The sequence below is a fragment of the Flavobacterium denitrificans DSM 15936 genome (assembly GCF_000425445.1).
GTDB lineage: Bacteria > Bacteroidota > Bacteroidia > Flavobacteriales > Flavobacteriaceae > Flavobacterium > Flavobacterium denitrificans.
In genome coordinates this window covers 116,082-132,682 of the sequence record NZ_KE384379.1, presented here as the reverse complement: position 1 = coordinate 132,682, position 16,601 = coordinate 116,082, and the positions used below count along the sequence as shown (strand labels likewise).

16 protein-coding genes and 1 tRNA gene are annotated in these 16,601 nt (G+C 34.3%); 8 read left to right on the top strand and 9 right to left on the bottom strand.

Going from position 1 to position 16,601, the window contains the following annotated elements; genetic code table 11:
• Positions 1 to 8 precede the first annotated feature (8 nt).
• From H600_RS23075 to H600_RS0120185, 5 genes are all read left to right on the top strand, one after another.
• Complete coding sequence (locus H600_RS23075) at positions 9 to 176, top strand: hypothetical protein (protein WP_167330316.1); 168 nt, start codon at positions 9 to 11, stop codon at positions 174 to 176.
• A gap of 44 nt (positions 177 to 220) precedes the next feature.
• On the top strand, positions 221 to 733 hold the full coding sequence (locus tag H600_RS0120200) for a PRC-barrel domain-containing protein (RefSeq protein WP_026730492.1): 513 nt from the start codon (positions 221 to 223) through the stop codon (positions 731 to 733).
• A gap of 243 nt (positions 734 to 976) precedes the next feature.
• Entirely contained in the window at positions 977 to 1,414 is a 438-nt protein-coding gene (locus H600_RS0120195) for a hypothetical protein (protein ID WP_157509957.1), read from the top strand.
• Positions 1,415 to 1,612: 198 nt separating this feature from the next.
• Positions 1,613 to 2,224: a hypothetical protein gene (locus H600_RS0120190; protein ID WP_026730490.1), complete on the top strand. Its 612-nt coding sequence runs from the start codon at positions 1,613 to 1,615 to the stop codon at positions 2,222 to 2,224.
• Positions 2,225 to 2,290: 66 nt separating this feature from the next.
• Complete coding sequence (locus H600_RS0120185; RefSeq protein WP_026730489.1) at positions 2,291 to 2,692, top strand: hypothetical protein; 402 nt, start codon at positions 2,291 to 2,293, stop codon at positions 2,690 to 2,692.
• Between the two features lie 275 nt (positions 2,693 to 2,967).
• Here the strand turns inward: H600_RS0120185 and H600_RS0120180 are convergent.
• Positions 2,968 to 3,040, bottom strand: a tRNA-Met gene (locus H600_RS0120180).
• 115 nt (positions 3,041 to 3,155) lie between these two features.
• Here H600_RS0120180 and era point away from each other — a divergent pair.
• From era to H600_RS0120165, 3 genes are all read left to right on the top strand, one after another.
• The gene (gene era, locus H600_RS0120175) at positions 3,156 to 4,037 is read left to right on the top strand and encodes a GTPase Era (protein WP_026730488.1); all 882 of its coding nucleotides are present in this window, start codon (positions 3,156 to 3,158) and stop codon (positions 4,035 to 4,037) included.
• A 349-nt stretch (positions 4,038 to 4,386) separates the two neighbouring features.
• Complete coding sequence (gene der, locus H600_RS0120170) at positions 4,387 to 5,700, top strand: ribosome biogenesis GTPase Der (RefSeq protein ID WP_026730487.1); 1,314 nt, start codon at positions 4,387 to 4,389, stop codon at positions 5,698 to 5,700.
• Positions 5,701 to 5,822: 122 nt separating this feature from the next.
• Entirely contained in the window at positions 5,823 to 8,579 is a 2,757-nt protein-coding gene (locus tag H600_RS0120165) for an outer membrane beta-barrel protein (RefSeq protein WP_026730486.1), read from the top strand.
• A 238-nt stretch (positions 8,580 to 8,817) separates the two neighbouring features.
• On the opposite strand, the gene H600_RS0120160 is transcribed toward H600_RS0120165, so the two are convergent.
• The 8 genes from H600_RS0120160 to H600_RS0120125 all read right to left on the bottom strand — a co-directional run bounded on the left by H600_RS0120160 (position 8,818) and on the right by H600_RS0120125 (position 16,492).
• Positions 8,818 to 9,555: a DUF2490 domain-containing protein gene (locus tag H600_RS0120160; protein ID WP_026730485.1), complete on the bottom strand. Its 738-nt coding sequence runs from the start codon at positions 9,553 to 9,555 to the stop codon at positions 8,818 to 8,820.
• A gap of 165 nt (positions 9,556 to 9,720) precedes the next feature.
• A complete protein-coding gene (locus H600_RS0120155) occupies positions 9,721 to 12,267 on the bottom strand; it encodes a TonB-dependent receptor (RefSeq protein WP_026730484.1) in 2,547 nt (848 codons plus the stop codon).
• 249 nt (positions 12,268 to 12,516) lie between these two features.
• Complete coding sequence (locus H600_RS0120150; RefSeq protein ID WP_026730483.1) at positions 12,517 to 12,930, bottom strand: RrF2 family transcriptional regulator; 414 nt, start codon at positions 12,928 to 12,930, stop codon at positions 12,517 to 12,519.
• Positions 12,931 to 13,024: 94 nt separating this feature from the next.
• On the bottom strand, positions 13,025 to 13,858 hold the full coding sequence (locus H600_RS0120145) for a TPM domain-containing protein (protein WP_026730482.1): 834 nt from the start codon (positions 13,856 to 13,858) through the stop codon (positions 13,025 to 13,027).
• A gap of 3 nt (positions 13,859 to 13,861) precedes the next feature.
• Positions 13,862 to 14,299: a TPM domain-containing protein gene (locus H600_RS0120140; protein ID WP_026730481.1), complete on the bottom strand. Its 438-nt coding sequence runs from the start codon at positions 14,297 to 14,299 to the stop codon at positions 13,862 to 13,864.
• Between the two features lie 51 nt (positions 14,300 to 14,350).
• Positions 14,351 to 14,938, bottom strand: coding sequence for a LemA family protein (locus tag H600_RS0120135; RefSeq protein WP_026730480.1), 588 nt, complete (start codon positions 14,936 to 14,938; stop codon positions 14,351 to 14,353).
• Between the two features lie 37 nt (positions 14,939 to 14,975).
• A complete protein-coding gene (locus H600_RS0120130; protein ID WP_026730479.1) occupies positions 14,976 to 15,308 on the bottom strand; it encodes a MerR family transcriptional regulator in 333 nt (110 codons plus the stop codon).
• 206 nt (positions 15,309 to 15,514) lie between these two features.
• Positions 15,515 to 16,492, bottom strand: coding sequence for a peptidoglycan DD-metalloendopeptidase family protein (locus H600_RS0120125; RefSeq protein WP_026730478.1), 978 nt, complete (start codon positions 16,490 to 16,492; stop codon positions 15,515 to 15,517).
• Between the last annotated feature and the right edge of the window lie 109 nt (positions 16,493 to 16,601).

Below are 16,601 nucleotides of genomic sequence, written 5' to 3'. Positions count from 1 at the left end.
TTAAGGTTATGGCAGAAATTAAAATTGAAAAGAAAAAGCCAATTTGGCCATGGGTTATTGCATTGCTTTTAATCGGTGCTGTGGTTTATTACATTTTTTTGAGAGACGATCAAGCGCAGAGTGAAAGTGCTGTCGAAATTGAAAATACTTCAGGTACTGGCAGTACAGCCCAGTAAATGATAGTAAGAAAACATATAATTTATAAAAATTGAAAAAGAACATGGAAAATAAGCATAGAAATTTATACAGATTAGACGAACTTCCAGATTATAAAGTAGCTTCGAATTATTCTGATGTTACAGGATGGAAAATAGTAGATGCAGATAATCGAACCGTAGGTACAGTTGATAATCTGTGGGTGAATAAGGATATGAACCGTGTGGTTTATCTAGATGTTAAAGTAGATAAAGCATTGATTGATGATAATCGCAATGAAGTTCATGATACCATAGCGTATGACAATGGGAGAGAATTTATGTATAAGGAAGGAGATAGTCATTTGATTATACCGATTGGCTCTGTCAACATCAATAAGGATACGAAAATTGTGATGGCTAACAGTATAGGATATGATACTTTTAGAAAAACAGGAAGATATAATACACAGCATAATTTTGACAGAAATTATGAAAGAAGTGTATTAAGATCTTACTATGCTGATGAAGAGGCTAGATCTGGATCTGAAAGTGATGATGATGCTTTTTACAATCGTAGGGAATTTGACGGGCATTAAATGCATATAGAAGAAAATTTACATCTTTTAAAACGAAAGCTTCAGAGCATATCTGGAGCTTTTTGTTTTAGTAGAGAAGCTTCCGCACTTCTTAAATCCTCTTTTTTTTGTTCCTGATTTTTTTTGAAGTTACAGGCTTTATGGTGTTTATGTTTTTTAGATATATTTGTTTATAGTCGCGAAAAGTTAAAATTGTATGCGTCGAAGGAAAACGGCCAAACTAAAAATATAATATCAGAAATTATGAAAATCGTTGATAATGAACAAATTTGGAAAGGTTCTTTTTCATACTTAGAAGGTTACGATGCTATTGATAGTTATATACAGGTCTCATTCAAAATGAACTTGACTTTTGAAGGTGATTCGTTTATGGGTACAACAATCGATTCAGAATCTGAAAATATCATTACAGAGCCCATTTTAGTAAAAGGATTTATTGATAATGATAAAATCAGTTTCGTTGTAAACTATCCGTATTATTATTATAAAGATGAAAGCGATAAAATTTTAGTAGATAAAACAATGGATCATCCTGACATTGAGTATCTTGGATTTTACGATCAAATCGAAAAAAAATTTTCAGGAACTTGGGAAATGATTATTAATGTGGAAAAAGTAACAGAAGATGAATATATAGAAGAAGTGGCAAGTGGCGGATTTGAAATTTATAGAGAAAAATAATTTGGCTTTAACTCTTGAAAATGCATAAGCGCCACATGAATTCCATAAAGTTTGATTTTGTAGAAAAAAGGACCTGTAATTTCTTAAGTTTATATTTGTTAAAAAATAAAGAAGAAACAGGTAGCGTCTGTATAAAAATATTATTTTAGTCAGATAAAACATTTACCCAAAACGTGTCACTGAGAAAAATTAAAGCAAATGATAACAAAATTACTTAGGTTAGTATCTAACAAAAGAATTACATCTTATGTGGTTTGCCTAAATATTGAAAGGTATTGCGGAAAAATAAAAAATAATGAGGTGACTTATAAAATTCCTGCAGTTAAATTAGAAAACGGTAAGAACGATGAACTAATAAATGCCTATATCGGAAAGAACAATATAAGCAATGGCGAAATTTTGCTCAGTGCCTCTAATTTAATATATATGCCGAAATTAAATACGGCTGGAATAGGCCTTTACATTGAAGATAAGGTGCTTTTAAACATCGCTTTTAACTTAAGCGATCAGTTGCATGTTTATTACCTTGCAGGTTTGTTGCTTTCGAAATCCTTGCTAGTTGTGAATAATAAAAATTTGGAGTCAACAATGAATATAAATTTCAAAGATGACAATAATGAATTTACAAATAAGGCAAACGAATTGCTGTCATTAATAATAGAAAAAATGGGAATTAAATACTTAAAAGAAGACTCAAGATTTAAAGATTTTAATAAAAATCAAATTGACCAGTTTTTCAAAGAAAATCCAAATTATTTAGCAGCGATTTTTAATGAAACAAGAAATAATTGGATTTATACTGAAAAGTAGATTAGGTTGGTTTTGAAAAATCTAAGTCCAAATAAAAAAAAATAATAAATCAAGTAATTTTTATTTATGAAATCAAAAATTCTAAAAGTATTCTTCGTGCTCTTGGTTTTCACTACATTTTCCTGTAATAAAGATGATGGCGATGCGCCTCTAAATTGTAAGCCAACTAATATATCAATGGTGGTGAACGGCAAACCTCAAACTTTCCAAGCAATCGGTTATGGAATAGATCTTTGGCCACAAGGATATGTATTGCATTTAAATGCCGACAGAAGAAGTAATGATCCTCTTAGAGAACAGGGAATTGCTATTGTTTTGCCATATAAAAAAACGGGTAAAAATGTAATCGATAAATTTCTTTACCATCAATACATCGACAACGTGTCATTTTATGGAGATTTTACTGATGGCGTATTTCAATGTGATGTCAAAATAAATAGAAACTCCTGTTTTTATGCCACATTCTGAGGAAAACTAAGTGATGGCAATCAAGAAATAACTATAACAGACGGAATCATTAGTTACCAATACGAAGATCCTTTTGATAATTAAAAGCAATAAATCAGTATCCCTGCTCTGCGAAGAGTTCTAAACTTGGATTAAAAACTCGCTCTCCGAAGCGTTCTTATGAAACGCTGTGCTAATGTGTCTGACTTTGTACCCACAATCTAAATCAAACATTTTTTTTGAAAATCTTATATAAACAAAAAAAAGCTCCAGATTTCTCTGAAGCTTTATACTTGTAGCGGGAACAGGACTCGAACCTGTGACCTTCGGGTTATGAGCCCGACGAGCTGCCTACTGCTCTATCCCGCGATGTTCGAGTGCAAAGATACGCCGATTTTTGAGAATTCCAACGAAAATTTAAAAAAATCTTTTATTTTCCGTATTCAGTTGATATGACTACCTTTGCAAATTAAATATTATGCAAATGTCACATAAAGCAGGTTTTGTAAACATCATCGGGAATCCAAATGTTGGAAAATCAACATTGATGAACGCTTTCGTTGGAGAACGATTGTCAATCATTACATCAAAAGCACAAACTACACGTCATAGAATTTTAGGAATCGTAAACGGAGAAGACTTTCAATTGGTTTTGTCTGACACTCCAGGAATCATTAAGCCCGCGTACGAAATGCAGGAATCGATGATGAACTTTGTAAAATCGGCTTTTGAGGATGCTGACATTTTAATCTACATGGTCGAAATAGGTGAGCAGGATCTTAAAGACGAAGATTTCTTTAAGAAAATCATTCACGCTAAGATTCCGGTTTTATTACTTTTGAATAAAATCGACAATTCAAATCAAGAACAATTAGAACAGCAAGTTTCTTTCTGGAAAGAAAAAGTGCCAAATGCAGAAATTTTCCCAATTTCGGCTTTGCAGAATTTCAACGTTCCAGAAGTTTTTGGAAGAATTATCGAATTATTGCCAGAATCACCAGCTTATTATCCGAAAGACCAATTAACAGACAAGCCGGAGCGTTTCTTTGTAAATGAAACCATTCGTGAGAAAATCTTATTGAATTACGCTAAAGAAATTCCATACGCAGTTGAAATCGTGACAGAAGAATTTCATGAAGATGAAAAAATTATCCGAATCCGTTCAGTAATTATGGTGGAGCGTGATACGCAAAAAGGAATCATTATCGGACATAAAGGCGCTGCTTTGAAAAAAGTAGGAACCGATGCCAGAGCCGATTTGGAGAAATTCTTCGGAAAACAAATTCACATTGAACTTTACGTAAAAGTGAACAAAAACTGGAGAAGCAATGCTAATATGCTAAAGCGTTTCGGGTATAATCAGTAGTTTTTTTGTTTAATCGGTTAATCGTTGATTTGTTTAATCGTTAAACGAAAGGTCCATTTGAAAATGATTGCCCTAGCCCAGATGGGAACGGCATCCTTTTGTGGTCTCGTTTTTTTCTAAAGAGACCACAAAAGATATAGTGGACAGCTGGATTAAGCTCCTGAAAACTATACAAAATAACATAAAAACTTAGGTACTTAGAAACTTAGTAGCTCAGCAACTTTTTTTAACTACCTTTGCAAAAAATTTAAATAAGGCATTTTGGATTACAAGTGATTAGGTTTTTGGGAAGCTAAGAATCTGAAATCTAAAATCTAATCCCGAAGCCTCGGGACTAAAATTCAATAAAATGAGTAATAACATTGTTGCGATAGTAGGAAGACCTAATGTGGGGAAATCGACCCTTTTTAATAGGCTGATACAAAGAAGAGAAGCTATTGTAGATTCAGTATCTGGGGTTACCCGTGATAGAAACTATGGTAAAAGCGAGTGGAACGGAAAAGAGTTTTCTGTCATTGATACAGGTGGATATGTTCGAGGGTCTGATGACGTTTTCGAAGGTGAAATCCGTAAACAAGTAGAACTTGCTATCGACGAAGCCGATGTTATTATTTTTGTGGTTGATGTTGAAGAAGGAATTACGCCAATGGATGAAACTGTTGCAAAATTGCTTCGCAAAGTAACAAAACCAGTTTTATTGGCAGTAAATAAGGTTGATAACGCAATGCGTGAGAAAGATGCAGTGGAGTTTTACAATCTTGGTTTAGGAGATTATTACACTTTCGCGAGTATTTCTGGAAGTGGTACAGGTGATTTATTGGATGCTTTGATTGAAGCTTTCCCAGAAAAACCTGAGCCAGTTACGCCAGAAGTTGAATTGCCTCGTTTTGCAGTTGTAGGACGACCAAATGCAGGAAAATCAAGTTTTATCAATGCCTTGATTGGTAAAGATCGTTATATTGTTACTGATATCGCTGGAACAACTCGTGATGCTATTGATACAAAGTTTGACCGTTTTGGTTTTGAATTCAACTTGGTTGATACCGCTGGAATCCGTCGTAAAGCTAAAGTTAAGGAAGATTTAGAATTTTATTCTGTAATGCGTTCTGTACGTGCTATCGAACATGCAGATATTTGTATCTTAGTTATTGATGCAACTCGTGGATTTGAAGGTCAGGATCAAAGTATTTTCTGGTTGGCTGAGAAAAATCGTAAAGGTGTTGTGATCTTGGTAAACAAATGGGATTTGGTTGAAAAAGATACCATGTCAACTCGTGATTACGAAGAGAAAATCAAAAAAGAATTAATGCCATTTACAGATGTGCCAATTCTTTTCGTTTCGGCATTGACAAAACAACGTTTGTTGAAAGCATTAGAGGCTACAGTTCAGGTTTTTGAAAACAGAAAACAAAGAATTGCGACTTCAAAGTTCAACGAATATATGTTGAAGGTTATCGAGGCTTATCCGCCACCAGCAACAAAAGGTAAATATGTGAAAATTAAATATTGTATGCAGTTGCCAACTCAAACGCCTCAGTTTGTGTTTTTTGCCAATATGCCACAATATGTTAAAGAACCATATAAAAGATATCTTGAAAATAAAATTAGAGAAAATTGGGACTTTTCAGGAGTTCCGATTGATATTTATATCAGAGAAAAATAAACAGAAATCCCCAGTAAAATGGGGATTTTTTTTGCTCATTTCACAAAACAAAGCTTAATTGTTAAATATAAAATTAAACCTTTAAGAAACGTTGTGGTCTAAATAGTTCTAACTAACCATTTATGACCAAATATTTTTCATATCTACTCTTTTTTCTTTTTTGTTGTGTAGCCAATGCACAAAGTGATATTATACTCAAAGGAACTGTCGTTGATCTCAACACTCAGATGCCACTTGAAATGGCGACTGTTTATTTTACAACTGTAAAAGATTCTGCCGTAATTGAATATGCTACTACAGATAAAAACGGGGTTTTTAGAATAAATACAAAAAAAATCAATAAGCCTGTTTATTTGAAAGTCAATTATATGGGGTATCAAACTTTTGTTGAAGAACAGAAGGAACTTGTTGAAAGCAAGGATTTTGGGAAATTGTATTTGGCAGAAAACATAAATGCGCTGGAGAACGTTGTCATTAAAACCGAAGCTCCGCCAGTTGCCGTTAAAAAAGATACATTGGAATTTAACGCATCAGCTTTTAAAGTGAGGCCTGATGCTAATGTAGAAAATCTCCTAAAACAATTGCCCGGCGTTGATGTTGATAATGACGGAAAAGTCACGGTAAATGGGCGAGAAGTCACGCAGTTTTTAGTTAACGGAAAAGCTTTTTTTGATAAAGATGGACAAATGTTATTGAAAAACATGCCTGCTGAAATCATTAAAAAAGTTCAGGTTTCGGATTTTAAAACGAAGAAAGAAGAGCTGGCAAAACAAGAATCAAGCTCTGATAATTCATCAATTAACTTCACAATTGATGAGAAGAAAAATAAAGGTTTCTTCGGAAAAGTACTTGGTGGTTACGGTTCTGATGATCGTTATGAAGGCAGTTTGATTATGAATTTCTTTAATAATAATCAGAAAATTAGCATTTTAGCTTCTTCTAATAATATCAATTCGACGGGTTTTTCTATGGATGATGTTTTTGATAATATGGGAGGTGGGCGAAATAATAATGCCAATCAAGGAAGTACTACAAGTGGAAAAGGGATTATTCAGTCAAATCTGGCTGGAATTAATTATTCTGATGAATGGTTTAAGGATTTCTCAGCTTCCGGGAGTTATAATTTTTCAAATAATATAACGAACAATGACAGCAAAGCGAATCAATTGAGCTTTTTGCCTACCGGGAATATCATCACGGTTTCAGATTCTAAAACAAGAAATGAAAATACAGGAAATAAAGCCAATTTTGAGTTCGAATACAAACTTGATCCGAGCACTCGAATTGTTTTTACACCAAAATTCAATCAAACTAGAGTAGACAGCGATTCAGCTTCTTCAAGCTCTTCTGAAAATGAAAGCGGTCAGGCTTTAAATGAAAGTACAGCGGTTTCGCATCGAGAAAATACAACCACTAATTTTGCTAATACACTTAATTTCAATAAAGTTTTTGAAAAAAAGAATCGCAATTTGAGTTTTGTTTTCGATAATAATAATACAGACGCGATTACTGATGGTGTGAATGTTTCGGAAACTATTTTTTATCAAGACAACAAGCCAAATGACGAACGAAACCAAACGACAAGAAATGATAATGTCAATGACGCGTATTCGTTAGATATTGAATATACGGAACCTATTACAGATTCTTTGCGAATCAGATTTGGTTCTGATTTTGATTGGAAAAACGAAATTAAAGACCAAAAAACATTTGATTTTGATGCTGATACACAATCCTATTCTCAAATAAATCAGTCATTAACGACCTATACAACATCGAAGCAAAACTCGGTTAGCCCAAAAGTTGGAATTACGCTTCAAAAGAATAAATACACCATAAATTTAGATACCAAAACATCAATTATTGATTATGACAATCATGCTTTTTATTTAGGAAAAGCAACCGATTTGAATCAGAAATATGCGTTGCCTTATGCAACAGCCCAATTTCGATATAAATTCAGCCGTTCAAAAAATATGACTTTTAAATATGATTATTCGAACGCTCTTCCGGCATCGAGTTTTTTATTGCCTGTTGCCAATTTGAGTAATCCATTAAATACAATTATTGGAAATCCAAATCTGACGCCAATAGAAAAAAATAGCGCAAATTTTAGTTTCAGAAATTTTGATTTCCGTACCCGTTCAGGTTACAGTGTGTACGCAAGAGGAGATTATTATACTAGCGATATTTCCTCGACTTCATTTTATGACGACAGCGGAAAACGAACAACAACATATGTAAATATATCTGATACATATACTTTTACAATTGGAGGAAACTGGAATCAATCGATCAAAAAAGACGCAAATACTTTTAGATATGGTTTACAGTTGAACGGAACTTACAGTTTTGATAAAGGTTTCACAAATGCCATTTTGTATAATGCAAAAGGTACTGCAGTAACACCAAAAGTATATTTGTCATATGAATATGGAGAATTGCTTCTTATTGCGCCATCGTATAGTTTATCATACAATGAAACAAAATATGAAAACTACACGCGTGACGCGACTTCAAATGTAGTACACCGAATCAATTTGCAGACAACAAGTTATTGGCCAGACAAATTGATTTTTGGTAATGATTTTGGATACACGTACAATTCTAATATTTCGGGTGATTTCAAAAAGGATTTTTATTTGTGGAATACAAGTTTGTCATACGGTTTTTTAGACAAAAAACTTTATGCAAAAGTAAAAGTATATGATGTTTTGAATCAAAATCAAAGTGCAACAAGAACAATATCAGCGACATCAATCCGAGATGAAGAAAATACCGTTTTAAAACGTTATGTTATGTTTTCATTGGCTTACAAAATTGGAAATTTTGCAGGAAATGAAAAAGGCAAGAGACGAGGCCGAGAAAGAGAGGAGTAGGTTTTTTCTTTCTGGAGAGACGTGCTTTTTGTGCGTCTCTTTAAGGCTTTTTTTTTAAAGTTGCTAAGGTTCTAAGAGACTAAGATTCTAAGTTTTGAAACAAGCGCAGAAATCAAAATAAAATTTGATTTGTGCGCTTGTTCTCTATAGTTAAAATGTGGAAATCTTAGAAGCTTAGTATCTTGGTGTCTTAGTATCTTAGAAGCTTAGTAACTTAGTAACTTAGAATCTTAGCATCTTAGAACTTTCTGTTTATTCGATGATAAATTGTGAAACGAATAATATCTCGGTCATAAAAGTCTACACCGCTGGCGCGTCTTTGAAAGTTTTTGATGTAACCTAATTCTAATCCGATGTTGGGATTGAAATGATAGCGAAGTGCAACGTAAAACCTATTTTGATCAAAAGTATTCAATTTGTTGTCTTTTCCGAAATTGAACATTACTTCGTCTGAAATTGTTCCCTTTAAGCTTCTATTATCTTTTTTCCAAAGATCAAAAGTCGACTGTAATCGATATCTAAATCGCAAGGCAAATGAAAATTCATCTAGCAATTCAGTTCTTGTCGCCTTTTCTATAAAACGTTCTTCAAGCTGAAAACGATTATGAAAAGTGATTTTTGCAATATCATTAATCAAAGTAATGTCTTGTTGTATTCGATATTCGGGAACTGAAAAATTTGGATCAATGTCTGGATTTTGGGTATTTACGCTAAAAAAAGCAAATCCGCCTCCTAATTCGGCAAGTTTGCTCGCGCGATAACGACCTTGAACTCTAATGACAAAAAGATTTTCATGAACAGGATTTAAAAAGGCTCTATTGTCAAATTCAGAATGAAGCGCCCATTTTTCGCTCAAGGGCAAAATATTGTAATAACGAATCCAAGCCAAAGTTTGCTGGTCGATTTTCCTTTCATTTTGCGCCGATAAATTTGTGCTAATTAAGCCAAGTAAAAGCAGTAATTTGAGAAACTTCATCTAATTTCCATAAATTCAGGCTGCGAATATATAGAAATCAGAATTGATTTTAAGCAGATTAAAATTTGGTTTGAATATTATTTTGTGATTTCAGGATATAAAAAAAACGAGACAGGTTTGAAAACTTGCCTCGTTTTAATAATTTAAACTAACTAACTTAACCGCTTACAGAGAATACTTTAATGTAACTCCATAAGTTCTTTGATCACCAATAACTCCTGCGTATTGTCCTGCGTTACCGCCTGCAGGCAATAATTGCTCGTAATAATCTTTATTCAACAAGTTGCGTCCCCAGAAGTGAACAGAAAGTCCTTGCGAAGCACGGAAACCTAAACGTGCATTAAAAATCGCGTAGCCTTGCACTACTAAATATTTTGAAGCCGACGGGCTTGATGAGAATTCAGAACGTGCGTAAGAATCAATAGCAACAAAAACTTTTCCTTTATTTCCGAAGAATGTAGCGCTATCAGAAAGTTCTCCGCCTAAAGATCCTGCCCATCTCGAAGCGCCAGGCAAATCAGTTCCAGAAACATCTTTGAAAGCTACTGGCGCGCCAGTTTCTTCTAATGGAAGTGGTGCATTTGTAAATTTCACATATTTCCCATCTGTATAAGTCGCCGCTGCATTTACTGTCAAGTGCGAGCTGAATACAAAACTTGCATCTAATTCAGCACCTCTTACTCTTACTTTATCAGCATTAGCTAAATAGCCGCGGTTTACGCCTAACTCCGCTGCTTGAACGTTTGTTTGAAAATCTTTAATGTCTGTATTAAAGAATGTTAAGTTCAAAATTGAATTTTTGAATGGAGAAGTTTTTACTCCAAATTCATAATGATAAACTTTTTCAGGTTTAATAACCGCAAGATCAAGTAACGGATTTCCTTTTGCATCTGACGGAAGCCCCGCAACGTTTACGCCCACTGGCTTGTAGCTTTTTGCAAAAGTAGCGTAAGCATTGATTTTATCTGAAGCTTTGTAAGTCAATGTCAAGTTTCCTGAAAAATCGGTATTATCTGTGCTTGAATCAAATGCTTGGTCAGAGTAAACTGATTTTTTCAAAGCAAGCAATGCTGGATCTGTAGTTTGAAGACCTCCGTAAGTTGTACGAGCATAATGTGCATCTTTTTTGTCAAAGTTATATCTCAAACCTGGCAATACGTGAAAACGTTCTGTAATTGCCCAGTCGATTTGTCCAAAAACGGCTGCGCTTGATGCTCTGATATTTGCATCAGTTTTGATTCCGTATCCTTCAAAAAGACCTGGAGTTTTCCATAAAGGGCTTGTAGTGCTTTGAGAGAATCTCCATTGTGCATTTCCAGATTCCTCTGTACCGTCTGTTTGAGAAGTTTGATCAATAAAGAACACGCCCACAACACCACTTACTTTATTTGAAAGCTGACCTGCGTAACGCACCTCTTGAGTAACTTGAGTTTGTCTCGTTGGGTTCTGTGATTTTGCCAGTACTTGAAGTCCTGTAAAATCTCTGTCATTTGATGGATCCCAATTCCAGAATCTCCAAGCTGTTGTCGATGTCAATGTTCCAGGGCCAATTTTTGTGTCAATGTTAAGTGAAATACCTCCCATGTCTTGACCTGAACGCCATGGCGTGTCATGATCTATTTTACGATCAAAAGCATTTAAGCTTGGCAATTGATAATTTAAATCTTTAATTATGGCATCAAATTGGCGATAAGCAGCTCTTTGAGTTGGAGCAACACCAGCAACAACTTGAGCGTATCCGTCAGGACGCTGTGTTGTAATATCTGCGGCCAAAATAATATTTGTATTTACAGATGGTGTCCAAAGCAACTGCCCTCTAATTCCTTGGTTGTTCAGAGTATTTGTCGGTTTTCCAGTTGCCACGTTGTCAATTAACCCATCTCTTTGTGTTCCTGAGAAAGAGATTCTCCCGGCAACTTTTTTGCCTAGAGCTCCAGTAACCGATGCTTTGGCTTGTAAAAAGTTATAATTTCCGTAGCTAACTTCAAAATCTGCTCCAGTAGAAAAACTTGGTTTTCTAGTCGTAATATTAAAAGCACCAGAAGTAGTGTTTTTTCCAAATAACGAACCTTGTGGTCCACGCAAAACCTCGATTTGTTCTACATCAATAAAGTCTAAAGTTGTTGCAGCTGGACGAGCGTAATAAACTCCGTCAACGTAAAAACCAACTCCAGGATCGATTCCGTCATTTGTTAATCCGAATGGAGAACCTAAACTACGTATGTTGATTCCTGTATTTCTTGGATTTGAAGAGTAAAGCTGTACTGATGGAACCAATTCTTTGATGCGGTTAACATTGAAAGCTCCTGTTTGCTCAGCTTGTTTTCCTGTAATTACAGAAATCGCAATTGGCACATCTTGAACTTTCTCGATTCTGCGTCGTGAAGAAACTACAACTTCAACAAGAGCGTTTTCTTCATTTAAAACAATTTGCAATGGTGTTGCTGGCAAATCGTCGACTTCAATTTCTGTTGTTTTGTAGCCAACATATTGAATTAAAAGGGTAACAGGAAGTTTGCCTTTCGTATCGATTACGAATTTCCCTGTTGCATCTGTAATTGTATTTGATGTTGTTCCTTTGATAACAACATTTGCTGCTTCTAATGGAGTATTCTCAGTGGTTTTAACTACACCTTCTAAGTTTTGTGCGAATGAGATTGAAAAAGTTAAAACTGCAAGTATTGTAAATATATTTTGTATAGAATTTTTCATTTTTATATTAAGTATATATGATTAGTAGAGTTTAAAAATAAATTTTTTTACCAACACATACACATCATACAAGAACTGTTTTTTACAGTTTTGAACTGAATATCATAATTTGCCTGAGATAGATTTTCTACATCTAATAATCCGAAATGTACTTTCATGAGTTAAAAATTTGTAAATGGTTTGTTAATTATTTTTGGCAAATATATATAATTAATTCTATCGATTTACTAGACTTTAGAAAATATTTTTTTATTTTTTTACGAGTGAGGCGATTGTGATGCCTTCCATTGCCTTCAAAGTTTTGTCTCTGATAAGCATCAAACCGTGACGTAGACTGCATTCAGACTCGGTTTTGCAATCAGAACAAGGCTCGTAAAAATTTAGAGAAGCGCATGGCAAAAGTGCAATTGCACCGTCAAATAATCGGTGAATTTCTGCCAAAGTGATGTCGTTTTTTGATTTTATCAGATAATATCCGCCAAATTTTCCTTGCTTACTGCTCACAAAACGGCCTCGTTTTAGATCTAAAAGAATTTGTTCTAAAAACTTTTTAGGAATATTAGCACCATCAGCAATTTCTATAGTTCTAGAAATGTGATTTTCATCTTGTTCTGCTAAATAAAGTAAGGCCTTAAGGGCGTATTTTGCTTTATGTGATAACATCTATTAATAAATTGTAAAATGTAAATGTATGATTTTTTAATATTGAAACCTAACCATGAAACTTGAAACAAATAAAACTTGAAACAAATAATGTTTACCAGCCACCGCTAGAACCTCCTCCAGAGAATCCGCCACCGCCGAAACCTCCTCCGAAGCCTCCGCCACCTCCGAAGCCTCCGCCAGATGATCCTCCTCCGAAGCCACCAAAACCGCCTCCTCCGCTTCTGCCAAGATTACTCAAAATAATAACATCAAGCAGGCTAGGGCCACCACCGCTGTTGCCTGAATTTCCTCCGCCACCTCGTTTATTGCGAGACATTAAAATCAACACAATAACAACAATGACAATAAAAGGCAATATCGGAAAGTTTTTTCCTTTGCTTTGTTTGCGTTCGCCTTTGTATTTTCCTTTAAAAACGTCAATTATAGCATCTGTTCCCTTATCAAGACCGTTATAGAAACTCCCAGCTTTAAATTCGGGAACAATAACATTTCTGATTATAGTACCACCAATTCCTGCTGTCAAACGATCTTCTAGTCCATATCCCGGATTAATAGCGATTTTCTTTTCGGCTTTAGCCAATAAAATAATTACGCCATTGTCATCTTTTTCAGTTCCTCCGATACCCCAGGTTTGCCCCCATTTAGTTGCTAACTGACTAACATCTTCACCTTTTAGGCTTTCAATAGTGATGACAACAATTTGAGTGGTAGTAGAATCAGAATAACGGATAAGTTTTTCTTCTAATTGTGACTTTTCGGAAGCACTTAAGAGATTTGCGTAATCGTAAACAGATGTCTGCAAACTAGGTTTTTCTGGAATAGTAAATTGAGCAAATATCGTATTGCTGATAAAAAATGCGATAAACAAAAGAGTAATCTGAAAAATTCTATTGGAATTTGGGATTTTATTTATGGAATTTTTCATTATTTATCCTTTTGAAATTTCGTTAGATAATTCGTTTGTATCGTCTTCCAGAGATGGAAAATATTTTTTGAGTTGTTCGCCGGCATTTAAAATGCCATCAACAATTCCTTGTTTGAAGTTCCCGGCTTTAAAGTGATTAACCATGATGTCTTTGGTACAATCCCAAAAATCATCGGCAACCAAATCGTTAATTCCTTTGTCTCCACAAATCACAAAGTTTTTATCTTCAACGGCAAAATAAAGCAAAACGCCATTCTGCAATTGAGTTTCATCCATTCGTAATTCATGAAAAACTTCTAAAGCTCGATCAAAATGAGCTTTAGAAGTTGTTTTTTCTATATGTACTCTAATTTCGCCAGAAGTATTATTTTCAGCCATACGAATAGCTTCAACAATTTCTTGCTCTTCTTCTTTGGTTAAAAAATCTTCTACTTTTGACATTTGGGTAATTTTAGAGTTAAGATTGTAGATTTTAGATTGAAATAAATTCTTTTAGAATTTTACTTCAACTGGTTTGTCGGCACCTTCAACAGCATTGAAATATGCTTTTTCTTTGAAACCAAACATGCCAGCAAACAAACTATTAGGGAATGTTTTGATATGGTTGTTGTAAGGCGCTACAGCTTCATTGAAACGAGTTCTTGCTGTTAAAATTTGGTTTTCAGTACTAGCCAATTCATCTTGTAATTTCAAGAAATTCTCATTTGCTTTTAAAGTTGGATACTGCTCAACAGAAACCAATAATCTTGATAAAGATGAAGATACACCGCTTTGCGCTTTGTTGAATTCAGCAAGTTGTTCAGGTGTTATGTTAGACGGATCAACAGTTACGCTTGTTGCTTTTGCACGAGCTTCGATAACCGCAGTTAAAGTTGATTTTTCAAAATCAGCCGCACCTTTTACTGTGTTTACTAAATTTCCAATAAGGTCATTACGTCTTTGGTAGGCTGTTTGAACATTTCCCCAAGATTGTTCTACAGTTTGATTTAATGTTACCGCAGTATTGTTAATTCCTTTAACCCAGCTGTAAATTCCAATTATAACAACTGCTGCAATAATCCAAGGCAAAAATCTTTTCATGAGTGTTTAATTTAAGTTTGTTTCTATTTTTATTTAATTACAATTCGTTTTTGATGTCGTTTAATTGTGTTTTTATGGACTCTAATTTACGTATTATTTCGAATTTATCTAACGTTTTCTTTTGGCCCTCTTTTAAATGTATTTTAGCGCCTTCAAGTGTAAAACCTCTTTCTTTGACTAAATGATAAATCAATTGCAAGTTGGTTACATCTTCTGGCGTAAACATTCGGTTGCCTTTGGCGTTCTTTTTTGGTTTCAGAATATCAAATTCACTGTCCCAAAATCGTATCAAGGATGCATTGACATTAAAAGCTTTGGCAACTTCGCCAATGCTGTAATATCTTTTATCTTTTGAAAGTTCGATATGCATGTTTTTTTATTTCTAATTTATTTCAAAAATAACACTTTTTATAGTAGTTACGCTAAAGTCGAAAGTCAAAAGTCATAAAGTTTTTAAAGTCCTGTATTTGTTTATTTTTATTTTCACCTTGTGCATAAAATAAAAAAAGAAGGACAAAGTCAACATCTGCAATAACTTTACGACTTTATGACTTTACAACTTTTGACTACTGTTTGTTAATCTAATGATTGATTTTCTTGGTTGGCCATTTGCGAAATCGCGACATATTCTACAGCCGAAATATTTCCGTAATAAAAATTAAGCGGATTTACGACTTTTCCGTCCTTATGCACTTCATAATGGCAATGCGGTCCTTCTGATCTTCCCGTACTTCCCACATAACCAATTACGTCGCCTCTTTTAACTTTTTGTCCGGGCCTGCAATTGTATTTGCTTAAATGGGCGTATAAACTTTCATAGCCAAATCCGTGCCTGATCACTACATGATTTCCGTAACCAGATGCGTTATTGTCAGCTCTCGCCACAATGCCATCGCCTGTAGCATAAACAGGAGCACCTGTGTTTGCGGTGAAATCCATTCCGTTGTGCATTTTTCTCACTTTCGTGAAAGGATCAATTCTGTATCCAAATCCCGAAGCTACTCGTTTCAAATTTTCATTTTGAACAGGTTGAATTGCCGGAATTGCTAGTAAAAGATTTCCTTTTGCACTCGCTAATTTCAATATTTCATCTAGTGATTTGGATTGAATTGCCAATTCTTTTGAAAGTTTATCCATTCGTTTTGTCGTATTCATAACCAATTGCGAATTGTTATAGCCTTCTAATTTTTTATATCGTTTTGGATCTCTGAAACCTGCTTTTCGAATCGAATCCGGGATTTCGGTTTTGTTAAAATATATACGGTAAATATTATTGTCTCTTTCTTCTAATGCATCAGCAACATCGTCAATTTCGTCCATTTTTTTGTTTAAAATAGCATATTGCAGTTTTAAATTCTCAATTTCACGCGCTTGCAAACGATCTTTTGGAGTTTCAAAATAAGGAGTGTTGATTAGAAGAACAAAAATTAAAAAACCAAACAACGCTGAAGCCAGCAAAAACAGCAATGCGTAACCGATTTTGATTCTTTTTCTGGTTTTTATTTTTGTATAAGCCAGATTTTCTGAGTCGTAATAATATTTTACTTTCGCCATATTTTAAAATACCCTATTTTTGCAGCTTGTAAAATAAGTTAGTCGAACAAAATTAGTAAATGTTTCAGTTGTCCGAAGCTTTTTTACAAGAATTAAATAATTAGATAAT